Consider the following 23,390-nt stretch of genomic DNA (forward strand, 5'->3'; position numbering starts at 1 on the left):
AGCATTAAGAACCAGACCCTACAAGAGAAAGCCTTGACGCCAAACAGGACAGCTAAATTACGCCAGTTAAACTGACTAATAAGTTAATGAAACAGCGTCACTTCCGAACCGCTCCATTAATGCGATCAACAAATCATCGTTAGCCTGAACCTGCCAGTTATCGCCCAAAGTTATAGTTGCCTCTGCATCAGGTCGAGAGTAGCGCAACTGCACTGGCAGTGAGCCCTCTCCCTTATAACTATTAAGCAATTCCTGCAGCTCCTTCAGGCGCCTACCAGCTAACTGACTTTCGTTACATTTTACTTGGATACCTTGGGCATACTGAGCACGCGCTTGCGGGATGGTCAGCACTTTACTTACGCGCACCTTGATTCCACCAGAGAAGTGATCCTCTGCCACCTCTCCTTCAACCACTAGCACTGCGTCTTTATGAACAAGTTCACGTACAGCATCATAAGTATCGCCAAAAAGAGTTACATCGATACGCGCGGTACGGTCATCCAAAGTCACAAAACAAAGGTTATCGCCTTTTTTGGTTTTCTTCAGTCGCAGATCAACCACCAAACCGGCCATTTTTTGAGTCTGACCACGGGCAGGCTGCAACTCCACAATACGTCTACCAACAAAATGCCTTAATTCGGACTCATATTCATCAATAGGATGGCCCGTGAGGTATAAACCTAGGGTATCTTTCTCACCTGTGAGGCGCTCTTTATCTGTCCAAGACCTAACCGACTTGTAGTCTTCGTAAGAGCATCGATCAGATTCAGCCTCTACCTCGCCAAATAGATCAAACATCCCTGCGTCTTGGTTTTTAGCCGCTTGATCGGCAGCTTTCAGCGCATCCGGAATAGCTTCCCATAGAATCGCTCGCTCTGCGCCTAGACAATCTAGCGCACCGGAACGAACCAAAGCCTCCAAAACACGCTTATTAAGCTTCTTCGCACCTACACGTTCACAGAAATCAAATAGATCCGTAAATGGACCGCCATCTGCACGCGCTTCCGTAATTGCCTCTATAGGTCCTTCGCCTACGCCTTTAATCGCACCTAGACCATAAACAATGACACCCTCATCGTTTACGGTGAACATGTACTCACCGGTATTAACGTCCGGCAACGCAGGAGGAATACCCATCACACGACATTCTTCAATGAAGATCACCACCTTGTCGGTGTTCTGCATATCAGAAGAGATTACCGCCGCCATAAACGGCGCAGGGTAATGAGCCTTAAGCCAAGCCGTTTGATAAGAAACTAAGGCGTAAGCTGCAGAGTGGGATTTGTTAAAACCATAACCTGCGAATTTCTCTACTAGGTCAAAGATATTCCCAGCTAAGTCACGATCGATCCCATTCTGTTCAGAACCATCAAGAAAAGAAACCCGCTGTTTAGCCATCTCTTCAGGCTTTTTCTTACCCATCGCACGACGCAGCATATCCGCACCACCGAGGGTATAGCCTGCCATTACCTGAGCAATCTGCATTACCTGCTCTTGGTAAAGGATAATTCCGTAAGTCGGCTCAAGTACCGGTTGCAGTGAATCCAATTGATAATCAGGATGTGGCCACGCCATCTCCGCGCGACCATGCTTACGGTTGATAAAGTCATCCACCATGCCCGATTGCAGCGGTCCCGGACGGAATAGAGCTACTAGCGCGACAATATCTTCAAAGCGCGAAGGCAATAGCCTGCGAACCAAATCCTTCATGCCGCTGGACTCAAGCTGGAATACTGCTGTAGTTTCAGCGGCTTGCAGAAGATCGAAGGTCTTTCTGTCTTCAAGATCAATCAGAGCTATGTCGAGCGGTTCTTCACCGTTCTTTTCCCGAATACGGTTTACCGTTTGCAACGCCCAATCAATAATCGTCAGCGTACGCAGACCCAAGAAGTCGAATTTTACTAACCCAGCTTCTTCTACATCGCCTTTATCGAACTGAGTAACAAGGCCATTACCCTCTTCATCACAGTACGTAGCAGCAAAGTCTGTTAATTTGGTAGGTGCGATTACTACACCACCGGCGTGCTTACCTACATTTCGCGTCACACCTTCGAGCTTATACGCCATATCCATGATTTCTTGAGCCTCTTCACTAGACTCAATAAACTCACCTAGCATAGGCTCCTGATCCAAGGCTTTTTTCAGAGTAATACCTGGCTCAAAAGGAATAAGTTTTGAAAGTCGGTCAGCAAGACCAAACGGTTTACCTTGTACACGCGCAACATCTCGAACTACCGCTTTCGCAGCCATAGTACCGAAGGTTACGATCTGAGAAACAGCATCACGTCCGTAGGTTCGCGCTACATAGTCGATTACCTTATCTCGGTTATCCATGCAGAAGTCGATATCGAAGTCAGGCATGGAGACACGCTCAGGGTTGAGGAATCGTTCGAACAGAAGGTCATATTCTAACGGATCAAGATCGGTAATTTTTTGCGCATAAGCTACCAAGGAGCCCGCACCTGAACCACGACCAGGGCCTACAGGAACACCGTTTGCCTTACCCCACATAATGAAGTCCATTACGATCAGGAAGTAACCTGGGAAACCCATCTGGATAATAATATCCAATTCAAACTCTAAACGATCGATGTATTCCTGGCGTTTCGCTTGATAATCATGATCCTCTTTATCGAGAATGATCTCTAGACGCTCCTCCAAACCATCAAAAGACACTTTTCGGAAATAATCATCCATCAACATCCCTTCAGGGATAGGATACTTCGGCAGATAATATGTGCCGATTTCAATCTCGATATTACAACGCTTAGCAATCGCTACTGTGTTTTGGACTGCGGATGGAATATCACTGAAGAGCTCAACCATCTCTTCTTGGGAACGGAAATATTGCTGGTCACTGTATTCTTTTGGACGCGTTGGATCTTCTAACGTACGCCCTTGGTTGATGCAAACACGTACTTCATGAGCCTCAAAATCTGACTCATTAATAAACATGACCTCATTGGTCGCAACTAATGGGCAGTTATAGGTTTTAGCCAACTCAACAGAATCATGAACAATCTGCTCGTCACCCACTCTGCCTGTTCTCTGAACCTCTAGATAAAAACTGCTTGGAAAGACTTTCATCCAGCGTTCTAAAATGGCCCCAGCTTGATCATTATCAGCTAAGATAGAACGACCAATTTCACCTTTCCGCCCACCTGACAGTGCAATTAAGCCCGCTGATTTTGCCTCTACCCATTCAGGTTTCACCAAGGCCATATCCGCTAGGACATTTTGACCCTCAGCATAAGCCTGCGAGATCAACTCCATCAGATTAAGATAACCCTCAGCATTTCGAACTAATAAGGTTAAACGATAAGGCTCTCCACCGGGCTCATCCGTATTCTCCACCCAAAGGTCGGAACCGCAGATAGGCTTAATACCACTGCCTGTTGCCGCTTTAAAGAATTTCACCAAACCAAAGAAATTAGTTTGATCCGTCATACCAACGGCGGGCATATGGTCATCTTTAGCGGCATTAACCAGCTCTTTGACTCGAACCAAGCCGTCAACTAGGGAAAATTCTGTGTGAACGCGAAGATGAATAAACTGCGGATCAGACATAAAACAAACTTTTCAAAAGGTTAGGAAAGCAGGTCCCGTACGGGCTTAAAACTGCGACGATGTTCTGGTAACGGGCCATGTTCAGCCAGCTTTTCAAAATGTAGAGCTGTAGGGTAGCCCTTATGCTTAGCAAAACCGTACTCAGGATATTGTTGATCCAGAACTTCCATTTCTCTATCGCGATCGACTTTGGCCAAAATGGATGCTGCGCTAATTTCGGGGATCTTGCTATCTCCTTTTACAACAGGCTCACTAGGACAATTTAGATCAGGGCTTCGATTGCCATCAACATATACAAACTCGGCAGGGATATCTAATCCTTCGACAGCCCTTTTCATCGCTAACATAGAGGCATGTAATATATTAATTTCATCAATTTCAGCTGGCGATGCCGAAGCGACACACCATGCCAACGCCTTTTCCTTGATTTCGATATAAAGCTGCTCTCTTTTTTTTGCAGAAAGCTTTTTCGAATCAGCCAAACCTTCAATAGGATTTTCTGGGTCCAAAATTACAGCGGCAGCAACGACATTTCCCACCAACGGACCACGACCAACCTCATCAACACCGGCAACTCTTTTCCCCTGAGAAAAATCAAATTCCATGGTATTCACGAGATCACACCTTTATCTTTCAAAAGCGCCTCAATGGCATCTGCGGCTTTTTCGTCTGCGTCTTGATGAAGTTGCTTGTGTATTGCTGAAAACTTATCACGCAAATAAGCTTTGTATTCACTATCTTGCAAACTCTTTAATACCGCAGGTCCTAGCACTTCTGGTTTTACTTGGTCCTGTAAGATTTCAGGCACTAAAGCCTCATCAGCTAAAAGATTTGGTAAAGAGATGAACTTAGATTTAACCATTCGTGAATAGATAGCATAGGTCAACGGCGCCATTTTGTAGGCTACGACCATTGGCTTCTGCAAAATAGTAGCTTCCAGTGTCGCGGTTCCAGACGCTATCAAAATACTATCGGCTATCGCCATCACATCACGCGAATGCTTCATCACAAGCTGAATATTAAGATCAGAGTATTTTTCTACTATCAATTGATGTAACTGATCATGGCGTGTTTCATTTGCAGCAGGAATCACAAAACGAACATTCTCTAACCTCTCACTCAACCAGCGAGCGGTATCTAAAAAAGGCTCAGCCAAATATTTAAGCTCACTACCTCGGCTACCAGGCAATAACGCAATGATTTTCTCGCCGGGCTTTACTGCAAACTTTTTCTTACTCTCAACTACGTTGACACTGAACGGAATACTATCTGCTAAAGGATGACCGACAAAAGCGACTCGCTGCTGAGTAGGTGCATAATGCTTAGCCTCAAATGGAAACAGGCTAAGAACAAGATCGGTGGTGCGCTTGATTTTATAAATGCGCTTCTGCTTCCATGCCCAGACAGATGGGCTGACATAGTGCACCGTTGGAATTCCAGCTGCCTTTAACTCCCCTTCCATTTTAAGAGTAAAGTCTGGTGCATCTACGCCAATAAACAGATCGGGAGGGTTATCAATAAAGTGGCGAATCAGCTTTTTTCGAATACCAAGAAGTTCAGGTAGTCGCCCAAGGACTTCCACAAGCCCCATAACTGATAATCTTTCCAAAGGGTAATGAGAGTGACAGCCTTGAGCGATCATCAACTCACCGCCAATCCCCTCGACAGTGAGATCTGGGTAGCGTTTTTTTAAGGCTTTGATCAAACCACTACCTAAAATATCGCCTGAAGCTTCACCAGCTACAATGCCTACTCGTAGGGGGTTTGGCATAATCAACCTCAGCGAATTATGCCACGAGTGGAGGATTCAATAGATTGGATCATCGGAACAACTTCAGGGCATTCATTAGCCATAGCCTTTAATTCGGCCAATGCCTGAGCTGTTGTAAGTTTATTACGAAAGATAGTTTTATAAGCACGGCGCAACTGAGCAATTGAGTCAGCACTAAAACCGCGACGCTTAAGACCTTCAACGTTGATACCATGCGGTTTAGCTGTATTACCATTCGCCATAATATAGGAAGGTATATCCTTAAGCACAACTGTACTGGTTCCACACATCACATGAGAACCGATCTTGCAGAATTGGTGCACTGCAGTAAAACCACCAAGAATGGTCCAGTCGCCAATATGTACATGCCCTGCAATCGCCGTATTATTGGCCATGATTACATGGTCGCCGACAACGCAATCGTGTGCAACATGTGCATAAGCCATAAATAGATTATGGCTACCAATTGTCGTAGTACCTGCATCTTGGATAGTACCACGATGGATCGTGACACCTTCGCGGATAACATTATCATCCCCAATAGTCAGGGTCGTCGGCTCACCCGCATATTTCTTATCTTGGCAATCTTCACCAACAGACGAGAATTGAAATATGCGGTTATTCTTCCCGATTTTAGTTGGCCCCTTGATAACCACATGAGGGCCAATAACGGTGCCCGCACCAATTTCCACATCAGGCCCAATGATTGACCAAGGCCCTACTTCAACATCATCAGCAAGCTTTGCAGCAGGGTCTATAAGAGCACGGGAATCTATCAAGATTTAAACCTTTCTATCAGCACACAAAATTGTTGCACTACTTACCATATCACCTTCAACGGTAGCTCGCACATCAAACTTCCAGATACCACGACGTTCAGAGATAACTTTTGCTTCAAGTTTCAACTGATCCCCTGGAACCACTGGTCGTTTAAAGCGTAGTTTATCTGAGCCAACAAAGTAATAAATCGAACCATCTTGTGGCTTTTTATCCATAGTTTTAAAACCTAGGATACCAGCTGCTTGCGCCATAGCTTCGACAATCAAAACACCAGGCATTACTGGGTGATCTGGAAAATGACCATTGAAAAAAGGCTCATTAACGGTAACGTTTTTGATCGCAACAATGGATTCTCCCTTTTCTAACTCCAGCACACGATCTACCAGTAAAAACGGATAGCGGTGCGGAAGGTATTCCCGAATTTCATTTACATCCATCATTTCTTAAGAACCCTTAATCTCAGTAATCTTATCTTCTACAGACTTTATGCGGCGCGCTAGATCGTCTAACTGACGAAACCTAACTACGTTCTTCTTCCACTGTTTATGTGGAAGCATACCGGTACCAGACGAATAAACACCTGGTTCAATAATTGATTTTGTAACTAATGACATAGCGGTGATATGACTGCCATCGGCAATACTTAAATGCCCTGTGATTCCACATGCTCCAGCAATCGTACAACCGGCACCAATTTTAGTGCTTCCAGCTACCGCCGTACAACCTGCAATCGCAGATTTTTCACCAATGCTAACGTTGTGAGCAATTTGTATTTGGTTATCTAAAATCACACCATCAGAAATTATCGTGTTCTCCAAAGCTCCACGATCTATTGTGGTCCCAGCACCAACCTCAACGTTGTTGCCAACCCTAACTCCACCTAATTGCGTAATTTTTACCCAATTACCTTTTTCATTGGCAAAACCAAATCCGTCTGCACCTATAACAGCACCACTATGAATGAGGCAATTTGTACCAATATGAACATCCGTATATAAGGTTACATTAGCTTTTATAACTGACTCAGCACCAATAATACAGTCAGCACCAATGACTGCATTAGGCTCAATTACAACCCCATCACCGACGACTGAACGCTCGCCAATAACAACACCATGAGAAATAGAGGCTGTTTTTGCGACTTTTGCAGATTCAGCAATATTCGCTGAAGCAGCAATACCTTTTAAGGAGTCAGAAGGTGGAGCAAAAAGCTGACTAACACGAGCATAAGCAAGATATGGGTTATCAAGAACTAGAGCATTACCTTCAAAATATTCTAAATCCGCAGGAGCCATCAGAACAGCTCCTGCCTGTGTATCAGATAGATATTTCTGGTATTTACTATTTGCGATAAAACTCAAATCAGAAGATCGAGCTTTTTCTAAAGTAGCTAGAGCACTAACCTTGAAATCATCATCACCATGCAAATCTGCTGACAGGAATTCAGCTAACTGCTTTAGCGTATACTCATTTGAACTCATTCAGTATGGCTAGCCTACTGTTTGTTAAGCAGTTCAACTACTCGAGGAGTAATATCTAGTTCTTTTTTTGTAAATAGAGTTGCCTGTTTAGCAATCACTACGTCGTAACCTTCTTTCTCGATAAGATCACGGATAACCTTGTCTAGACGTGGACGCATCTCTTGAATAAACGCCTGCTCACGTTGCATTTTTTTTTGTTGTAGCGCCTGACCACTCTTTTGGTACTCCGCAAAAACTTTTTGGAATTGAATACTCATTTTCTTCAATTCAGCCTCAGACGCTAGATCTTTGTTCTTCTTTAGTTTTTCTCTTGTAGCTTTAACCTGTTTTTCCAGATCAAGCATTTTCTTATCTTCTTTCGCGAACTCAGCTTTTAATGACTGGCGATAGTCAGCAGCTGCTTCTGATGCAAGGAGAGCTTGCTGAACGCCTAAAACAGCAACTTTTTCAGCGCTTGCATTCAAACTTAATGATGCAGCAAAAAGAAAACCTAAAACGGCTTTAAATTTCATATTCTATTCCTTAGAAAGTTTGACCTAATGCGAACTGGAACACTTCAGTTTCATCACCAGTTTTATCATTTAGAGGTGCAGCCAAGGCAACGGACAATGGTCCAATTGGCGTCAACCAACTCAAACCAAATCCAGCTGCCAGTCTCAGCTCATCAAGTTCTACGCCATCTGTACAGTTACCCGGTTTGGAAACAGACGAACAATCAGTATCAAATACATTACCGGCATCAACAAACAAAAGTGTACGCCAAGATGTTCTTTCTTTTACAAAAGGCGTTGGGAAAATAAATTCTGCACCACCAGTAATTAAAACATCGCCGCCAAACGGATCATCTTTAGAATCGCGAGGACCTAGAGAGTTTTGTTCATAACCTCGAACCGTTTTCAAACCACCGGCAAAGAAATGCTTATAGAATGGATATTCATTCTGACCTAGCTCACCACCAAGGCCAACACGCCCCTTCAGGGATAGAACCCAAAAGCGATCATCTGTCAGAGGATAATACCATTTGCCGTTGTATTGTGCTTTGTAGTAACTCAAATCACTACCAGGGAGACCAAGCTCTAAAGATAAGCTCTGCGAATAACCTTTAGTCGGGAAGAAACCTCGGTTTAGATGATTGGAGCTCCAGCGTCCAGTCAGGTTCAGGTTCAGATAATCATTACCTTCATCAGCAAGGTACTGATTTATTTCATCTGGCGTTTCAGTGGTGTTAGTTTTGATGGTTACTTTTTCAATGTTCACACCAAAGTTTAAACGTTGATAATCATCTATTGGATAGCCAAAGTTTACACCACCACCCACCTCATCTGTTGAGAATGCACTGGCGTTATCTTCGTCAAAATCACGTTCACGGTAGTAAACATTAAAACCACGACTTACACCATCAACTGTGTAGTAAGGATCTACGAAACTGTAAGAATATTCAGTCAATGTGTCACTGTTAGAAATACCAATGCCGACTTTTTTACCTGTACCCAGGAAGTTATCCTGCTGCAGTTTAAAGCCTAAGATGATGCCAGAACTTTGAGAGAAACCAACACTCGCGGAGAAAGAACCAGATTGCTGTTCTTCAACACGGTAATCAATATCAACTAAATCATTACTACCCGGCACTGGCGTAGTCTCAACAGCAACTGTTTTAAAGTATCCTGTTTTCTCAAGCCTCTGCTTGGATTGTTCGATTAATTCATTCGACGCAACTGCTGCTTCCATTTGCTTCAAATGCTGACGAATAACTTCATCCGCGGTACGCGTATTACCTCGAATATTAATACGACGAACATACGTTCGCTTACCCGGATCAACAAAAAACTTTACAGTGACGGTATTATCATCATGCAATTCCGGAGCTGGCGAGATGTTGGCAAACATATAACCTGCATCGCCAATACGCTTTGTTAGGGCGTCTTGAGATTCTGTTATCAAACGACGCGAAAATACCTGTCCTTCTTCAACACGAACCGCATTTAAGAGTTCAGCTTCAGGCACTACCATTTCACCAGCAACAGCGACATCACGAATAGTATACTTTTCGCCTTCAGTCACATTTAGGGTGATATAGACATTCTTTTTGTCGGGAGTGATAGACACCTGAGTCGAATCAATAGAGAAGTTTACATAACCGCTATCTAGATAATAAGAACGTACTCGTTCCAAATCACCAGTAAGCTTCTGACGCGCATAACGATCATCCTTCTTATAGAAGGACCAGAAATTTGGCAGTTTTAAAGAGAATAACTCTTTAAGCTCTTCATCAGAATAAACCGTATTGCCTACAATATTAATGTGTTGAATCGTTGCGACACGACCTTCTTTTACATTGATATTCAACGCAACACGATTACCAGGCAAACTCTCCACATCAGTACTAACACTCGCACCATAACGACCCTGAGAAGCATATACACGCACTAAGTCCTGTTTAATTTGCTCTAGGGTAGAACGCTTAAAGACATCGCCTTCCTGCAAACCAGTTTGTTTCAAACCATCCAGTAACGCTTCGGATTCTAGAACTTTGTTACCTTCGAGCTTGATCAAACTGACCGACGGACGCTCTTGTAAACGCAAAACAAGAACAGAGTCATCACGCAACAACTCGATATCGTCAAAATAACCAGAGGCGAATAGCTTTTTAGTTGCCTTAGACAATGACAGAGCGTTTACTTGTTCACCTGCTGCAACAGGAAAATTCCTAAACACAATCCCTGGAGAAACGCGCTGCAATCCTTCTAAACGGATATCTTCTACAACGAAAGATGATGTATTTGCCTGAGCGAAAGAAACCCAGAAAAAGAGCGCTACCAGAAGTCCAATGCCACGTTTCATGAAGTGCGTCTAATCCGTAATAAATAATCGAAACAGCTGTCACAGCCGCATAAAGTCATTAAATAATGCTACAAACATCAATGAAAGCAGCATAGCCATACCAATTTTAAGGCCAAGGAGCTGAATATTCTCACTTACAGGCCTCCCTGTCACTAATTCGACAGCATAATAAAGCAAATGTCCGCCATCTAAGACAGGGATTGGCAGTAAATTTAATATACCTAAGCTGATACTCAGATAAGCAAGAAAACCAATATAATATTCAACACCCAGCGATGCAGAAGAACCGGCAACTTTAGCAATGGTAATAGGACCACTCAAGTTTTTTACTGACATATCGCCCGTCAGCATTTTCCATATAGAGTCGAAAATCAAACCGATCAGTTGCCAAGATCTTTCGAAAGCCATAAAGATAGATTCAATTGGACCATATCTTATCTGCCTTTCCATATTTTCAGGAAGAGAAACTTGCTGAGTGCCCGCCCCTATATAACCTATTTTCTCACCATCATCAGTTATTTTCAGAGCAGGCGTAAGCTTAACAAAGAACTCCTGCCCGTTTCTATCTATTCTCAGGTTCAACGCTTGTTCTGGATTTCCTTTAACCACACTTACAAACGATAACCAATCTTGAACCCGAACATCATTGACTGAAAGAACCTCATCACCAGCTTTCAAGCCTGAACCCGCAGCCCTTCCATTCTCCAAAAAACTACCAAAAATTGCTGGCACATGAGGACGCCAAGGCACTAGCCCTAAAGCTGAGACCGGTGACTGCTTATCAACGTCAAATTTCCACTCGTCCAATGCGATTCTGTATTCTTGCACTAGAGTTGTACCTTCTTCACGTAGCTTAAGGCTTAGCTCCCCACTTTCAGCAACACGCGAAGCAAGTCGCAAATTAACAGCGTCCCAACTTAAAGTTTCATGACCATCAACAGCCACTATTTCCGAATCTATAGGTAGACCAGCATTTTCAGCCAAAGACCCTTGTTGAACCGCACCAATCACAGGAACGACTGCAGATACGCCATAAATAAAGAGAAACCAATATGCAAAAACAGCAAAAATAAGGTTTACAAGAGGACCTGCGGCAACAATAGCGATACGTTGAATGACAGGCTTACGATTAAAGGCTTGGGAGAGCTGTTCATCAGGCACATCACCCTCACGCTCATCCAGCATTTTGACATAGCCACCTAAAGGAATACTGGCTATCGCATACTCAGTACCTTGACGATCTTTCCAAGTATAAAAAGCTTTACCAAAACCAACAGAGAAGCGTAGAACCTTCACCCCACAACGACGGGCCACATAAAAATGGCCCCACTCATGGATTGTAACTAAAATCCCTAAGGTAACGATTGTGGCAAGAATGGTATGTAACAGTTCCATAGCAATCTCACTATACAATTAGATACTGCATACCCAGCACAAACAAAGGCGAAGCTGCAGTCAGGCTATCGATACGATCTAAAACACCACCATGCCCTGGGAGCAACTGACTACTATCTTTGATACCCCGATGCCTCTTCAACATACTTTCAAATAGATCTCCTAGTACTGAAATCAATCCTGTTGCAGTGGCAAGCACAACAAGAAGCATAACTTGAAGCACTTCAAAATCACTGTATAACGCGAATCCTAACGCAATAAAGACACAGGCGACCAAGCCTCCGTAAAGACCTTCGCGCGTTTTACCAGGGCTTACACTAGGCGCTAATTTTACCCGACCAAAATTTTTGCCCGAGAAATACGCACCGACATCAGCCCCCCAAACCAAAAGAAACAACAGGAAAATTAACATCTCACCGTTTTCTGAACCTTTCAGCCCAACAAATGAAATCCAGCTAGGCACCAATACTACCAAACCGACTAAAGCGCGCTTCCAACTAGCACTCCAACCAGTGTTCTGCGGATATTTCACCACCCATAGAAACGCGACCATCCAACCTAAGAGTGCTCCTGACAAGATAAGTTCAACAGGAATACTGGTATAAAAAAGATGCAGACCAGCAAGAATCGTTGCCATCAAACCGACATACATGAAACGCTGAATACGGCTTTGATATCCGGATAAATTTGCCCATTCCCAAGCGCCCAAGAGAATCACAACATCCATAAAATAAAGAAAGGATGATAAAGGTAAAGCAAACACTCCCAGCAACGCTAAAGGAGCAAGCACTAGCGCGGTTAATATTCGCTGTTTAAGCATTTTGCTCCGCCTCTACCTGCTCACTGGTTTTACCAAAACGGCGCTGTCTACCGCTATAATCTTGGACTGCTGTTTTCAAATGCTTTTTATCAAAATCAGGCCAATAAGCATCCGAAAAATACAATTCAGTATAAGCAAACTGCCAGATCAAGAAATTACTAATGCGCTGTTCCCCACCCGTTCTAATACATAGATCCGGTTCAGGCAGATCAGAAAGGTTAATGCATTTACCTAGTGATTCTTCGGTGATTTCTGAGGGAGATAAGTCATTAGCAAGGCATTTCTCAGCCAGTTGACGAGCAGCCTGGGTAATATCCCAACGACCACCATAATTTGCAGCAATATTAAGCTGCAAACCATCACAACCTGCAGTCAAAGCTTCAACATGATGAATTTTTTTCTGTAACGAATCGCTAAACGATGTTTTATCACCCACAACTCGTAAGCGAATATTATTTTTTAATAACTTCTTCGCTTCTCGATCCAATGCCAGCTTGAATAACTCCATTAGACCTTTAACCTCCAACGGAGGTCGCTTCCAATTCTCAGAGCTAAAAGCAAATAAAGTCAGGGATTCAACACCTAACTCTACACAGCCCTCGATGACTGAACGGACACAATCCACACCCGCTTTATGACCTGCCAAGCCTGGTAGTCGACGCTCTTTTGCCCAACGGTTATTCCCATCCATAATGATGGCAATATGCCGAGGCGTATTAGTAATAACTTCTGAAGAATTGTTTTTTGATGTCATGCAAATAATTCAGCGGCACTTTACAGCACCGCTGCTTCGATCAAATTTCCATTAGATCTTTTTCTTTCTGCTCCAGAAGACTATCCACTTCTGCAACATGCTTATCCGTAACTTTCTGAATCTGATCTTCACCACGACGCTGATCATCTTCAGTAATCTCTTTTTCTTTCAAAAGATCTTTAAGGTCGCCGTTTGCATCACGACGAATATTACGAATAGCTACGCGTGCACCCTCAGCTTCCTGACGCGCTTGTTTGATATAACCCTTACGCGTTTCCTCAGTCAACGGAGGCATTGGAACACGAATATTTTCACCCGCAGTTGCTGGGTTCAAACCTAGATCAGAGGTCATAATCGCTTTTTCGATTACAGGCACCATTGGCTTTTCCCATGGCACGATAGATAGCGTACGACCATCTTCAACGGAAATATTAGCTACCTGGCTCAAAGGCACATCAGAACCGTAATAGGAAACCTGAATTCCCTCCAGAATGCTTGGGTGTGCACGACCAGTACGAATTTTCTTAAAGTTCGTTACCAGAGAATCAACACTTTTCTGCATGCGCTCGGCAGCATCCTGAGTGATTTCATTCAGCATATTTTTCTCCAACCGTTTCACTGCAATCGATCAAAGTGCCCTCGTCACTACCTACTACAAGGTTGGCAAGAGCACCTGGTTTATTCATATTAAATACACGCACTGGCATATTATGATCTCGCGTCAAACAAATCGCAGTCAGATCCATAACACCCAGTTGCTGCTCTAAAACTTCATCATAACTCAGATGACGGTAACGACGCGCTGTAGGATCCTTAACTGGATCTGCCGTATATACACCATCAACCTTGGTTGCTTTCAGCACAACATCTGCCTCCACTTCTATACCACGAAGGCAAGCAGCAGAATCAGTTGTAAAGAAAGGATTACCTGTACCCGCCGCAAAAATTACAACATCACCTTGATTAAGGTAACGCATCGCATTTCGACGGTCGTAATGATCCACTACACCACTCATTGGAATAGCCGACATTACTCTAGTGTTTATATTGCTACGCTCCAATGCATCGCGCATAGCCAATGCATTCATAACAGTTGCAAGCATACCCATATGGTCGCCAGTAACACGATCCAACCCAGCCTCATTTAGCGCTGCGCCACGAAACAAATTACCACCGCCGATAACCATACCGACTTGAACACCAATCCCTACTAGCTGACCGATCTCTAGGGCCATTCGATTCAGGACATTTGAGTCTATACCAAAGCTCTCGTCACCCATTAGGGCTTCGCCGCTAAGCTTCAATAATATGCGTTTATATTTTGATTGTTTCTCGGTGGTTGGCATCCGTATATCTCCACAGAAATTGGGATCAGGAGAGTGTAGCAAGAAAAGAGGGGATTGCGCATGGGTTAGATGCGCAATCCATAAGCTTTAGAGCTTATTAGCCGTTAAGCTGAGCAGCAACTTCTGCAGCGAAGTCTACTTCTTCAACTTCAATACCTTCACCCACTTCGATACGAGTGAATGCAGATACAGTAGCGCCAGCATCTTTTGCTACCTGACCAACTTTCTGATCTGGGTTTTTAACAAAAGCTTGCTCTACTAGGCTGTTTTCAGCCAAGAACTTGTTGATACGACCAGTAACCATTTTTTCTGCAATCTCTGCAGGCTTGCTAGCCATATCTGGCTGCGCAAGAATGATTTCTTTCTCTTTTTCAACAACTTCAGCAGGCATATCTTCTTTGTTAACAACCTGAGGGTTAACAGCAGTAACATGCATTGCAATGTCTTTAGCCGTTTCGTTGTTACCGCCTTCAAGCTGAACAAGTGCAGCGATCTTGTTGTTGCTGTGTACGTAAGCACCAACAACGCCACCTTCAACTAGGAATACGCGACGCACGCCGATGTTCTCACCGATTTTCTGAACCAATGCATCACGCGCATCAGTTAGTTCACCAGCCATCAACGCTTCTACGTCAGTCGCTTTATCAGCAAACGCTTTGTCCAGAACAACATTCGCGAAAGCTAGGAAACCTTCATCACGTGCAGCGAAGTCAGTTTCAGAGTTAACTTCTACTGCTACCGCGTAGCTGCTATCGTCTGCAACTTTAACAACTACAACACCTTCTGCTGCTGTACGACCTGCTTTTTTAGCAGCCTTCATACCAGAAGCTTTACGTAGCTCTTCAATCGCTTTTTCGATGTCGCCACCAGCTTCTTTAAGTGCTTTTTTACACTCCATCATGCCTAGACCAGTACGGTCACGCAGATCTTTAACCATTGCAGCGGAAATGTTCGCCATATCGAATACCCCTATAAAATAATCGCGGGTTAATCAAAAAATCCAAAAAAGGGGGCAAGGCCCCCTCTATAAAGTCAAAGAGAATACGTTGCCGTATTCCCAGCAGAATTATTCAGCTGCTTTTTCTTCAACTTCAACGAATTCGTTTTTGTCGCCAGCAGTTGCTTCAGTACCCTCAAGGCAAGCATCAGCTGCAGACTTAACGTAAATCTGGATTGCACGCAGTGCATCATCGTTACCAGGAATAACAACATCAACGCCATCTGGGTTGCTGTTAGTATCAACGACACCGATAACTGGGATACCCAGTTTGTTTGCTTCATTTACTGCGATACGCTCGTGGTCAACGTCGATTACGAACAAAGCGTCAGGCAGACCGCCCATCTCTTTGATACCACCGATAGAACGCTCTAGCTTTTCCATTTCACGCTGACGCATCAAAGCTTCTTTCTTAGTTAGCTTCTCAAACGTACCATCCTGGCTCTGACCTTCCAGATCGCGTAGGCGACGGATAGACTGACGGATAGTTTTGTAGTTAGTCAGCATACCACCCAACCAACGGTGGTTTACGTATGGCATACCTGCACGAGTAGCTTCTTCTTTAACGATTTTGCTAGCAGCGCGCTTAGTACCAACGAAAAGAACTTTGTTTTTGTTGGAAGCCATACCTTGGATGCTATCTAGTGCACCGTTAAGTGCAGGTAGAGTGTGCTCTAGGTTGATGATATGAATCTTGTTACGAGCACCGAAAATGAATTTAGACATTTTCGGGTTCCAGTAACGAGTCTGGTGACCGAAGTGAACGCCTGCTTTAAGCAGGTCACGCATAGTAATTTTAGCCATTATATTTTCCTAAAATTGGGTTAAACCTCCACGATCCCCAACATCCAACCCGAAGGCACCCTGAACGTTGTGTCGGAACGTGTGTGATATATATTTTTGCTTACGCAAATTGAGCGCGGATTTATACCATAACCACCCAATAATATAAAGCCTATTTCTATTCCTGCAGCAGGATTGCTACAATCACCTTCAGTTAAATTTTAATACACCGCTTCTGGCGGTTTCACAGGACAATTGACAGCTTATGAGCATCAAAATTAAAACACCTGAAGAGATCGAGAAAATGCGCGTTGCAGGCCGCTTAGCTGCCCAAGTTCTCGAAATGATCGAGCCATATATAAAACCGGGTGTCACCACAAATGAGCTGAACCAAATTTGTCATGACTACATTGTTGACAAGCAGCAAGCCATTCCTGCACCGCTTAACTACCATGGCTTCCCAAAATCTATCTGTACTTCAGTTAATCAGGTTGTTTGCCATGGCATTCCAAATGACAAGAAACTGAAAGATAGCGATATCATCAACGTTGATATCACGGTAATCAAAGATGGTTATCACGGCGACACCAGCAAAATGTTTTTTGTGGGCAAGGAACTACCTCATGCCCGCCGCCTAGTCGATATAACGTTGGAATGCATGTACAAAGGCATCAAACTGGTTAAACCGGGCGCACGCCTTGGAGATATTGGCCACGTAATCCAAACCCATGCAGAACAAAATCACTATACTGTGGTTCGCGAATACTGCGGCCACGGCATTGGCGCTGAATTCCACGAAGAACCTCAAGTTCTGCATTACGGTAAAGCAGGCACTGGTGAGATTCTTGAAGAAGGCATGATTTTTACAATTGAGCCAATGATCAATGCAGGAAAACGACAAGTTAAACTATCTAAGAAGGATGGTTGGACTGTTGAAACAGCTGATCGTCGCTTATCAGCACAATGGGAACACACAATCTTAGTAACTGCCGATGGTTACGAGATTCTAACCCTCCGTTCTGATGAGAATCTTCAGTAAATCATTCACTACGCGAAATAAACAAAGCGGGTAATGCTAAGATGTCGACCACCCTCCACCAGCAACTAGCCGAAGAAGAGATCATCGACATCGATGATTTTAGAACCAAGTTAGCGGAGGCAACCTCCCCTATCCCAGTGTACAAAGAGGCGCTGTGCACGATAAAAACCAGCCTTGATGATCGCTTCAAGGCTGGAGAGGATATCCGCAAACTAATCTACGGCCGTGCGTGGGAAATTGATCGCATCTTACAAGTCGCTTGGTCTCAATACCCCTGGCCTGAAGATAAGATCTCGCTTATTGCTGTTGGCGGCTACGGCCGAGGCGAACTGCACCCGCATTCAGATATTGACCTACTAATCCTCTTGGATGATGAGGTCAATGCTGAAGATCTACACGATTCAATCAGCGCATTCTTAACCACACTTTGGGATATCAATTTAGATATAGGTTCCAGCGTTCGAACACTCAGCGAATGTTATAAAGAAGCACAAAGTGATATTACGATCGCCACTAATCTGATTGAATCTCGCACACTGACAGGCAATCCTAATCTACACACACAGATGTATGACAGGGTGACATCGGAAGGCGCTTGGACCGATAAAGAATTCTTTCTAGCTAAGCAAAAAGAGCAGAAAGAACGCCACAAGAAGACCAACAATACTGAGTACAACCTAGAACCTAACCTTAAAAATTCACCTGGTGGCCTACGTGATTTACAAACCATAGGCTGGGTATCCAAAAGACATTTCGGTTCCACCTATATTCGCGACTTGGTTGAAGATGGCTTCCTAACCGAAACAGAGCTAGATATTTTAAATAAAGGCGAGCTGTACCTATGGTCTGTTCGTTATGCACTTCACATGCTCTGCAACCGCCGCGAAGACCGTCTACTGTTCGATCACCAGCGAACATTGGCTGAGTTCTTTGGTTATAAAGATGAAGAGGGCAAGCTTGCCGTAGAACAGTTCATGAGCAAGTACTATCGTATCGCCATGACCATGTCAGAATTCAATGACATGCTACTGCAACACTTCGATGAAGCAATCCTTCGAGCAGATGAAGAGCAAGTGATCATCCCTCTAAACAATCGTTTCCAGATTCACAACGATTACTTAGAAGTCACTCACGAAAACACTTTTGAACACCAACCTTTTGCCCTGATGGAGCTATTTGTCCTGTTAGCACAAAATCCATCCATTAAAGGTGTTCGCGCCTCGACTATCCGCTTAATTCGAGACAATCGACACAAGGTTGATGAAGAATTTCGTAAGGATATTCGCAATACCAGCCTCTTCATGGAACTACTTCGCTCCCCAGAGCGAGTCTCCACCGAATTAAAACGAATGACACGATACGGAATTTTGGGTCGCTACCTACCTCAATTTGGCCGCATTATTGGTCAGATGCAGCACGACCTATTCCATATCTACACCGTTGATGCACACACCATGAAGGTGATTCAAAAGTGCCGACAATTCAGACATCGCGACTACCGAGAAGAATTCCCAATTTGTCATCGCATTGTAAATCAGCTACCCAAAATCGAACTGCTATACATTGCCGGTCTTTTCCATGACATTGCCAAAGGTCGAGGCGGCGATCATTCTGAGCTAGGCGCTGAAGACGTACTCGAATTCTGCGATGAGCACCATTTAGGCAAGTGGGACAGCCATTTAGTATCCTGGCTCGTACGTAACCACTTACTTATGTCTATGACAGCTCAACGCAAAGACATTTCAGATCCGGAAGTCATCCACACATTTGCGCAACAAGTACGAGACATTGTACATCTTGATTATCTTTACGTGCTGACTATCGCCGATATCAATGCTACCAACCACACGCTGTGGAACAGCTGGCGCGCAACGTTGATGCGTAAACTCTATACCGACACTAAACGCGCTCTACGTCGTGGCTTAGAGAACCCAATCAATAAAGAAGACCGTATCGAACAGATTCAGCACGAAGCTCAGATTCTATTGGATCGACAAGGCGTAGAGAAAACCGATATACACACTTTATGGTCATCAATAGGAGATGATTATTTCCTTAGAGAGACCGCCCAAAGCATCGCTGAACACACCAAGGCAATTCTAGAACATACAAAAGCAGATGAGCCGCTGATCCTGATTCGCCAAACATCTCACCGTGTATTTGAAGGCGCAACAGAGATTTTTATCTACAGCAAAGATATCAAAAACCTCTTTGCAGCCACTGTAGCGGCAATGGATCAATTACACCTCAACATCCAAGATGCACGTATTATTGTGACAGATAGCGGCGAGGTCCTTAACACTTATACAGTGCTTTCAGATGACAATACGCCATTGTCGGAGAACCCGAGCCATCTACAGTCAATCAAGCAACGATTAATTGAAGAGCTAGATGACCCAGATGACTACCCGGACATTATCCAGCGACGCGTTCCACGTCAGATGAAGCTGTTTGCTACACCAACACAAGTTTATGTAAGCAATGATCCAGCTGCTCAACAGACCGTACTAGAAGTAATTACACCGGATCGTCCAGGTCTACTTGCACGCATTGGTGGCATTTTCGCGGAACATAACTTGTCTGTACGTAAAGCGAAGATCGCGAGCGTGGGTGAACGTGTAGAAGATTTCTTCTTTATCACCAACGAACAAGGCCTGCCAGTCTCAGATCCTGACTTATGTCAGACCCTTCAGGATCAGATCTGCCAGCAGCTGGATGAACATATCCAACACGAACGTTAATATAGCCGTAGCCTCAGGTAATCGAGGCACTAAGAGAAAGTGAGGAAAACATGGATCAACAAACGCAAAATGAAATCGAAGCGGCTGTATTCCGTCGTCTACTAGAGCACTTAGACAACCGTAAAGATGTACAGAACATTGATCTAATGATTCTGGCGGGTTTCTGCCGTAACTGTCTGAGCAAATGGTACAAAGCTGAAGCGGAAAAGCGCGGCCATGAAGTCGATTACGATGCTGCGCGAGAGCTGGTATACGGTGAGCCTTACGACACTTGGAAAGACAAATACCAAAAGAAAGCCACACCAGAGCAGATGGCAGCATTCGAAGCGACTCAAAAATAATCGCTTAACTATTAAAACTTAGGTAATAAAAAAGGGAGCATCAGCTCCCTTTTTTATTGTCTATTTAGCGGCTAATCCAGGCTCGTTGAACCTGATTTAGATCCACCTCTAAAGTGGTTGCATAAGTATCTTCTTGCACCGGATAAGTCTTCACAACTCTTGCTCCTCTAACGATCCCAGAGACAGCAGCTTTAAACTGATCGCTCTGCAGCACCATATCTTGCACTGAAGTGGTACCAAACAAATACTGACCATGAACAACACCCGCCAACTCTTGATAAGCTCGTAACTTAGAAGCACGCATCGCCATCAAAATTTTATGCTGACGATTTTTCCCTGGCTGCAAGCTAATCGGTGCATAGCCCGTCGCTCTCACCCAGTTAGGCTCTTTCGGCTCCTCAACACGTGTTGGGAAATTAACATCCGGTAATGCTTCAACCATATCAATGGTCGTCTCAACTGCCGTTTCACACCCCTGAAGAAGTAAAACCGGCACCAATAAAAACAGCCCAGCTAATTTACGAAAAAAATTTGTGTATGCTTTTTTCATCTGATGATTTACCTAACCGGCCCACTTCCATTTTCAATAATCAAATCTTCATTTAACGCTTTGAGAGGATTATACCCAGGCAATCCGCCCTCTAAACGAGCGTTACTCACATGACTCTGCCCAGTTGCCAATACCTGCCGAGTCGTCGTATCAATCACTCGGGCATTAATCACCATGCCATCAGAATGTTGCGCATAAGTTCCAGTCACCAAGAAATACAATTTGTAGCGTGTTCTAAGGCCTGACAGGTTCTGTTTCGATAGCGGCTGTTTGGTTGATGTTGTTAACCCCGCCGCGCGGTAGTCAATCAAGTTATAACCATGCTGCTGCAACTGATAAATAAACGCTTGTTCTATACGCTCACCAAAACGTCCAACTTTGCGCTCATTATGTAAATTTGTGAATGGAATGACTGCCATTGGGAATGTTTTAACGCGGTTCTGCTGCAAACCCGCTGTCATCTGTACAGCCATTTGCTGAACAGCTTCACTGAGAGGATCCAAACCATTTGGAGAAACATCAACCTGCACAACCTCTCGCTGTAACATAGCACGCTCTTTTTCCAGCAGCGCTTCCTTTTCTGCGATATGCGCCTTTTCTAGCTTATGCAGCTCCGCAACAACTTCAGGACTCATACTTTCAATATGCACGGACTCTGGCCCAGCATCTTTATTCGTTTGCTGCATACAACCACTTAAACATCCGATCGCAAACAGCAGTAAAATATTTTTCATCCTGATCTTCCAAACTCAAAGGTTACGCACCACAATCTAACATAATCATCTAGGTATAGGGAGCAATACAAAACGCGACCTTATACAATGATTTACAATCATATTGTAATTACATACTGTCAGCTTTAAGCGCCCTGAGATAAGATGCCCACAGCTCCAACATCTGTTATTTAAGTTATCTACTTATAGTGTAAGTAATCGGTCAACGGTGAGATATGTTTAATCTAGTGCAAAAATTAATCTTAGCCTGCCTACTTCTATTGCCCCTTTCAGCTCAGGCAGTTGTTGTTGAAGCTCAAGGCCAAGCTATTATTGCTAACAAAGATATAAACTCTGCTCGAGAAGCTGCCATTCGAGATGCTTCACAACAAGCCTCTATGCAAGCCGCCGTGTATATTTCTAGCAGCCAAGTCGTTCGCGATGGCATCCTAGAAATCGACAATATGCAGATCAGCACCTTAGGCCAAGTATCCAATATAGAGATAGTCGATGAGAAGGTCGTTGGTAATACCCTTTTTATCCGCATACGGGCTGATGTGCTGATTGATCAAGGATGTCACAACGGCGTAAGTAACAGTTATACAAAGTCAATTGCTGTTACCGCCTTCCCTCTACTAAAACTTAAACAAGCCAACCTAGGTGGTTTAGGGACTGTGAGCAATGTTTTTCCTGCTCAAATTGCACAACTGATGAATAACAAACAGTCTTTTGTTGCCCATAACGCCGGCCGTCTAAACCTTCACCCACAACCAGAATTCGCTCCAACCAATCAGCTGGATGATGGTGCGCTTTCCAGCATGCAACAAACAGCGGGCCAGCTTAATGTAAACTACGTTGTTTCCGGCGTTATCCGCGATATGTCGATGATGGACCCGCGTACTCACGCTGAAAAAAACTACCTAATCGACCTTTACAACACCTTGGATTACAAAAGTAAAAGGCACTTACGAAACTTTGAAATAGACCTATTTATCCATGATGGTATGACTGGACACTTGGTCAGCCAAAAACACTATCAAACTGCTGGCCTCTGGAATCTAGATCGCACAATTAAGACAGGCTTCAATACTGCTGGATTTTTCAAACAGGATTATGGAAAAAAAGTTAAACAGCTCCAGAAAACCATTCTTGAAGAACTTCAACACGAATTACTTTGCGAGCCTTTCTCTACCATGATTACTCAAGTTGAAGACCGAAATATCTGGATTAACTCTGGTAAGCAGCAGGGCTTGAAACGAGGCGACAAACTTACAATTTACCGCAAGTCCACTTATTACTCACCAGATATGAAAGCAACCACTCAACTAACCAATACCAAACAAACATTGGTAATTGATGACGTCCAAATGGGTTCAGCTTCTGGCCACATCAGTAGCGCAGCTGCGTCATACAATATCAGGCCTGGCGATTTAGCTATCGCTCGCTAACGAAAAGCAGATTAAGAAAGGAA

The 23,390-nt window shown here is 44.0% G+C and carries 21 protein-coding genes; 4 read left to right on the forward strand and 17 right to left on the reverse strand.

What is annotated here, in order from left to right:
- Positions 1–75: 75 nt before the first annotated feature.
- The 15 genes from dnaE to rpsB all read right to left on the reverse strand — a co-directional run bounded on the left by dnaE (position 76) and on the right by rpsB (position 16,556).
- A complete protein-coding gene (gene dnaE, locus ACMXYP_RS15015; RefSeq protein WP_415882440.1) occupies positions 76–3,567 on the reverse strand; it encodes a DNA polymerase III subunit alpha in 3,492 nt (1,163 codons plus the stop codon).
- A 20-nt stretch (positions 3,568–3,587) separates the two neighbouring features.
- Complete coding sequence (rnhB, locus tag ACMXYP_RS15020; RefSeq protein WP_415882441.1) at positions 3,588–4,172, reverse strand: ribonuclease HII; 585 nt, start codon at positions 4,170–4,172, stop codon at positions 3,588–3,590.
- 5 nt (positions 4,173–4,177) lie between these two features.
- Positions 4,178–5,338 carry a lipid-A-disaccharide synthase gene (lpxB, locus tag ACMXYP_RS15025; RefSeq protein ID WP_415882442.1) on the reverse strand — a complete coding sequence of 387 codons (1,161 nt, stop codon included), beginning with the start codon at positions 5,336–5,338 and terminating at the stop codon, positions 4,178–4,180.
- Between the two features lie 8 nt (positions 5,339–5,346).
- On the reverse strand, positions 5,347–6,117 hold the full coding sequence (lpxA, locus tag ACMXYP_RS15030) for an acyl-ACP--UDP-N-acetylglucosamine O-acyltransferase (RefSeq protein WP_415882443.1): 771 nt from the start codon (positions 6,115–6,117) through the stop codon (positions 5,347–5,349).
- 3 nt (positions 6,118–6,120) lie between these two features.
- Positions 6,121–6,558 carry a 3-hydroxyacyl-ACP dehydratase FabZ gene (gene fabZ / locus ACMXYP_RS15035; protein ID WP_415882444.1) on the reverse strand — a complete coding sequence of 146 codons (438 nt, stop codon included), beginning with the start codon at positions 6,556–6,558 and terminating at the stop codon, positions 6,121–6,123.
- A 3-nt stretch (positions 6,559–6,561) separates the two neighbouring features.
- Positions 6,562–7,599 carry a UDP-3-O-(3-hydroxymyristoyl)glucosamine N-acyltransferase gene (lpxD, locus tag ACMXYP_RS15040; protein WP_415882445.1) on the reverse strand — a complete coding sequence of 346 codons (1,038 nt, stop codon included), beginning with the start codon at positions 7,597–7,599 and terminating at the stop codon, positions 6,562–6,564.
- Between the two features lie 14 nt (positions 7,600–7,613).
- Entirely contained in the window at positions 7,614–8,111 is a 498-nt protein-coding gene (locus ACMXYP_RS15045) for an OmpH family outer membrane protein (RefSeq protein WP_415882446.1), read from the reverse strand.
- A 10-nt stretch (positions 8,112–8,121) separates the two neighbouring features.
- Entirely contained in the window at positions 8,122–10,440 is a 2,319-nt protein-coding gene (bamA, locus tag ACMXYP_RS15050; protein WP_415882447.1) for an outer membrane protein assembly factor BamA, read from the reverse strand.
- A 39-nt stretch (positions 10,441–10,479) separates the two neighbouring features.
- On the reverse strand, positions 10,480–11,835 hold the full coding sequence (gene rseP / locus ACMXYP_RS15055) for a sigma E protease regulator RseP (protein ID WP_415882448.1): 1,356 nt from the start codon (positions 11,833–11,835) through the stop codon (positions 10,480–10,482).
- Positions 11,836–11,845: 10 nt separating this feature from the next.
- Positions 11,846–12,655 (reverse strand): phosphatidate cytidylyltransferase, encoded by an 810-nt coding sequence (locus tag ACMXYP_RS15060; RefSeq protein WP_415882449.1) that lies wholly within the window; start codon positions 12,653–12,655, stop codon positions 11,846–11,848.
- Positions 12,648–13,409: a polyprenyl diphosphate synthase gene (gene uppS, locus ACMXYP_RS15065; RefSeq protein WP_415882450.1), complete on the reverse strand. Its 762-nt coding sequence runs from the start codon at positions 13,407–13,409 to the stop codon at positions 12,648–12,650. Before uppS ends, ACMXYP_RS15060 begins: the two co-directional genes overlap by 8 nt.
- Positions 13,410–13,449: 40 nt before the next feature.
- Complete coding sequence (frr, locus tag ACMXYP_RS15070) at positions 13,450–14,007, reverse strand: ribosome recycling factor (RefSeq protein ID WP_415882451.1); 558 nt, start codon at positions 14,005–14,007, stop codon at positions 13,450–13,452.
- Complete coding sequence (pyrH, locus tag ACMXYP_RS15075; RefSeq protein WP_415882452.1) at positions 13,997–14,755, reverse strand: UMP kinase; 759 nt, start codon at positions 14,753–14,755, stop codon at positions 13,997–13,999. The genes frr and pyrH overlap by 11 nt, the downstream gene beginning before the upstream one ends.
- A 97-nt stretch (positions 14,756–14,852) precedes the next feature.
- On the reverse strand, positions 14,853–15,713 hold the full coding sequence (gene tsf / locus ACMXYP_RS15080) for a translation elongation factor Ts (protein ID WP_415882453.1): 861 nt from the start codon (positions 15,711–15,713) through the stop codon (positions 14,853–14,855).
- 108 nt (positions 15,714–15,821) lie between these two features.
- On the reverse strand, positions 15,822–16,556 hold the full coding sequence (gene rpsB, locus ACMXYP_RS15085; protein WP_415882454.1) for a 30S ribosomal protein S2: 735 nt from the start codon (positions 16,554–16,556) through the stop codon (positions 15,822–15,824).
- Positions 16,557–16,800: 244 nt separating this feature from the next.
- Here rpsB and map point away from each other — a divergent pair, with 244 nt between their 5' ends.
- Genes map through ACMXYP_RS15100 form a run of 3 tightly spaced genes read left to right on the forward strand, consistent with a single transcriptional unit; the run spans position 16,801 to position 20,656 of the window.
- Positions 16,801–17,574: a type I methionyl aminopeptidase gene (gene map / locus ACMXYP_RS15090; protein WP_415882455.1), complete on the forward strand. Its 774-nt coding sequence runs from the start codon at positions 16,801–16,803 to the stop codon at positions 17,572–17,574.
- Between the two features lie 41 nt (positions 17,575–17,615).
- Positions 17,616–20,315 (forward strand): [protein-PII] uridylyltransferase, encoded by a 2,700-nt coding sequence (locus ACMXYP_RS15095; RefSeq protein ID WP_415882456.1) that lies wholly within the window; start codon positions 17,616–17,618, stop codon positions 20,313–20,315.
- Positions 20,316–20,365: 50 nt separating this feature from the next.
- A complete protein-coding gene (locus tag ACMXYP_RS15100; RefSeq protein ID WP_415882457.1) occupies positions 20,366–20,656 on the forward strand; it encodes a DUF1244 domain-containing protein in 291 nt (96 codons plus the stop codon).
- Positions 20,657–20,720: 64 nt separating this feature from the next.
- Here ACMXYP_RS15100 and ACMXYP_RS15105 read toward each other — a convergent pair whose 3' ends face one another.
- Positions 20,721–21,206, reverse strand: coding sequence for an LPP20 family lipoprotein (locus ACMXYP_RS15105; protein ID WP_415882458.1), 486 nt, complete (start codon positions 21,204–21,206; stop codon positions 20,721–20,723).
- Between the two features lie 8 nt (positions 21,207–21,214).
- On the reverse strand, positions 21,215–21,940 hold the full coding sequence (locus ACMXYP_RS15110; protein ID WP_415882459.1) for a FlgO family outer membrane protein: 726 nt from the start codon (positions 21,938–21,940) through the stop codon (positions 21,215–21,217).
- Positions 21,941–22,155: 215 nt separating this feature from the next.
- Between ACMXYP_RS15110 and ACMXYP_RS15115 the strand changes: the two genes are divergently transcribed.
- On the forward strand, positions 22,156–23,367 hold the full coding sequence (locus ACMXYP_RS15115) for a flagellar assembly protein T N-terminal domain-containing protein (RefSeq protein WP_415882460.1): 1,212 nt from the start codon (positions 22,156–22,158) through the stop codon (positions 23,365–23,367).
- Positions 23,368–23,390 lie beyond the last annotated feature (23 nt).

It is taken from the genome of Neptuniibacter sp. QD34_54 (assembly GCF_047778055.1).
Classification (GTDB): Bacteria; Pseudomonadota; Gammaproteobacteria; order Pseudomonadales; family Balneatricaceae; genus Neptuniibacter.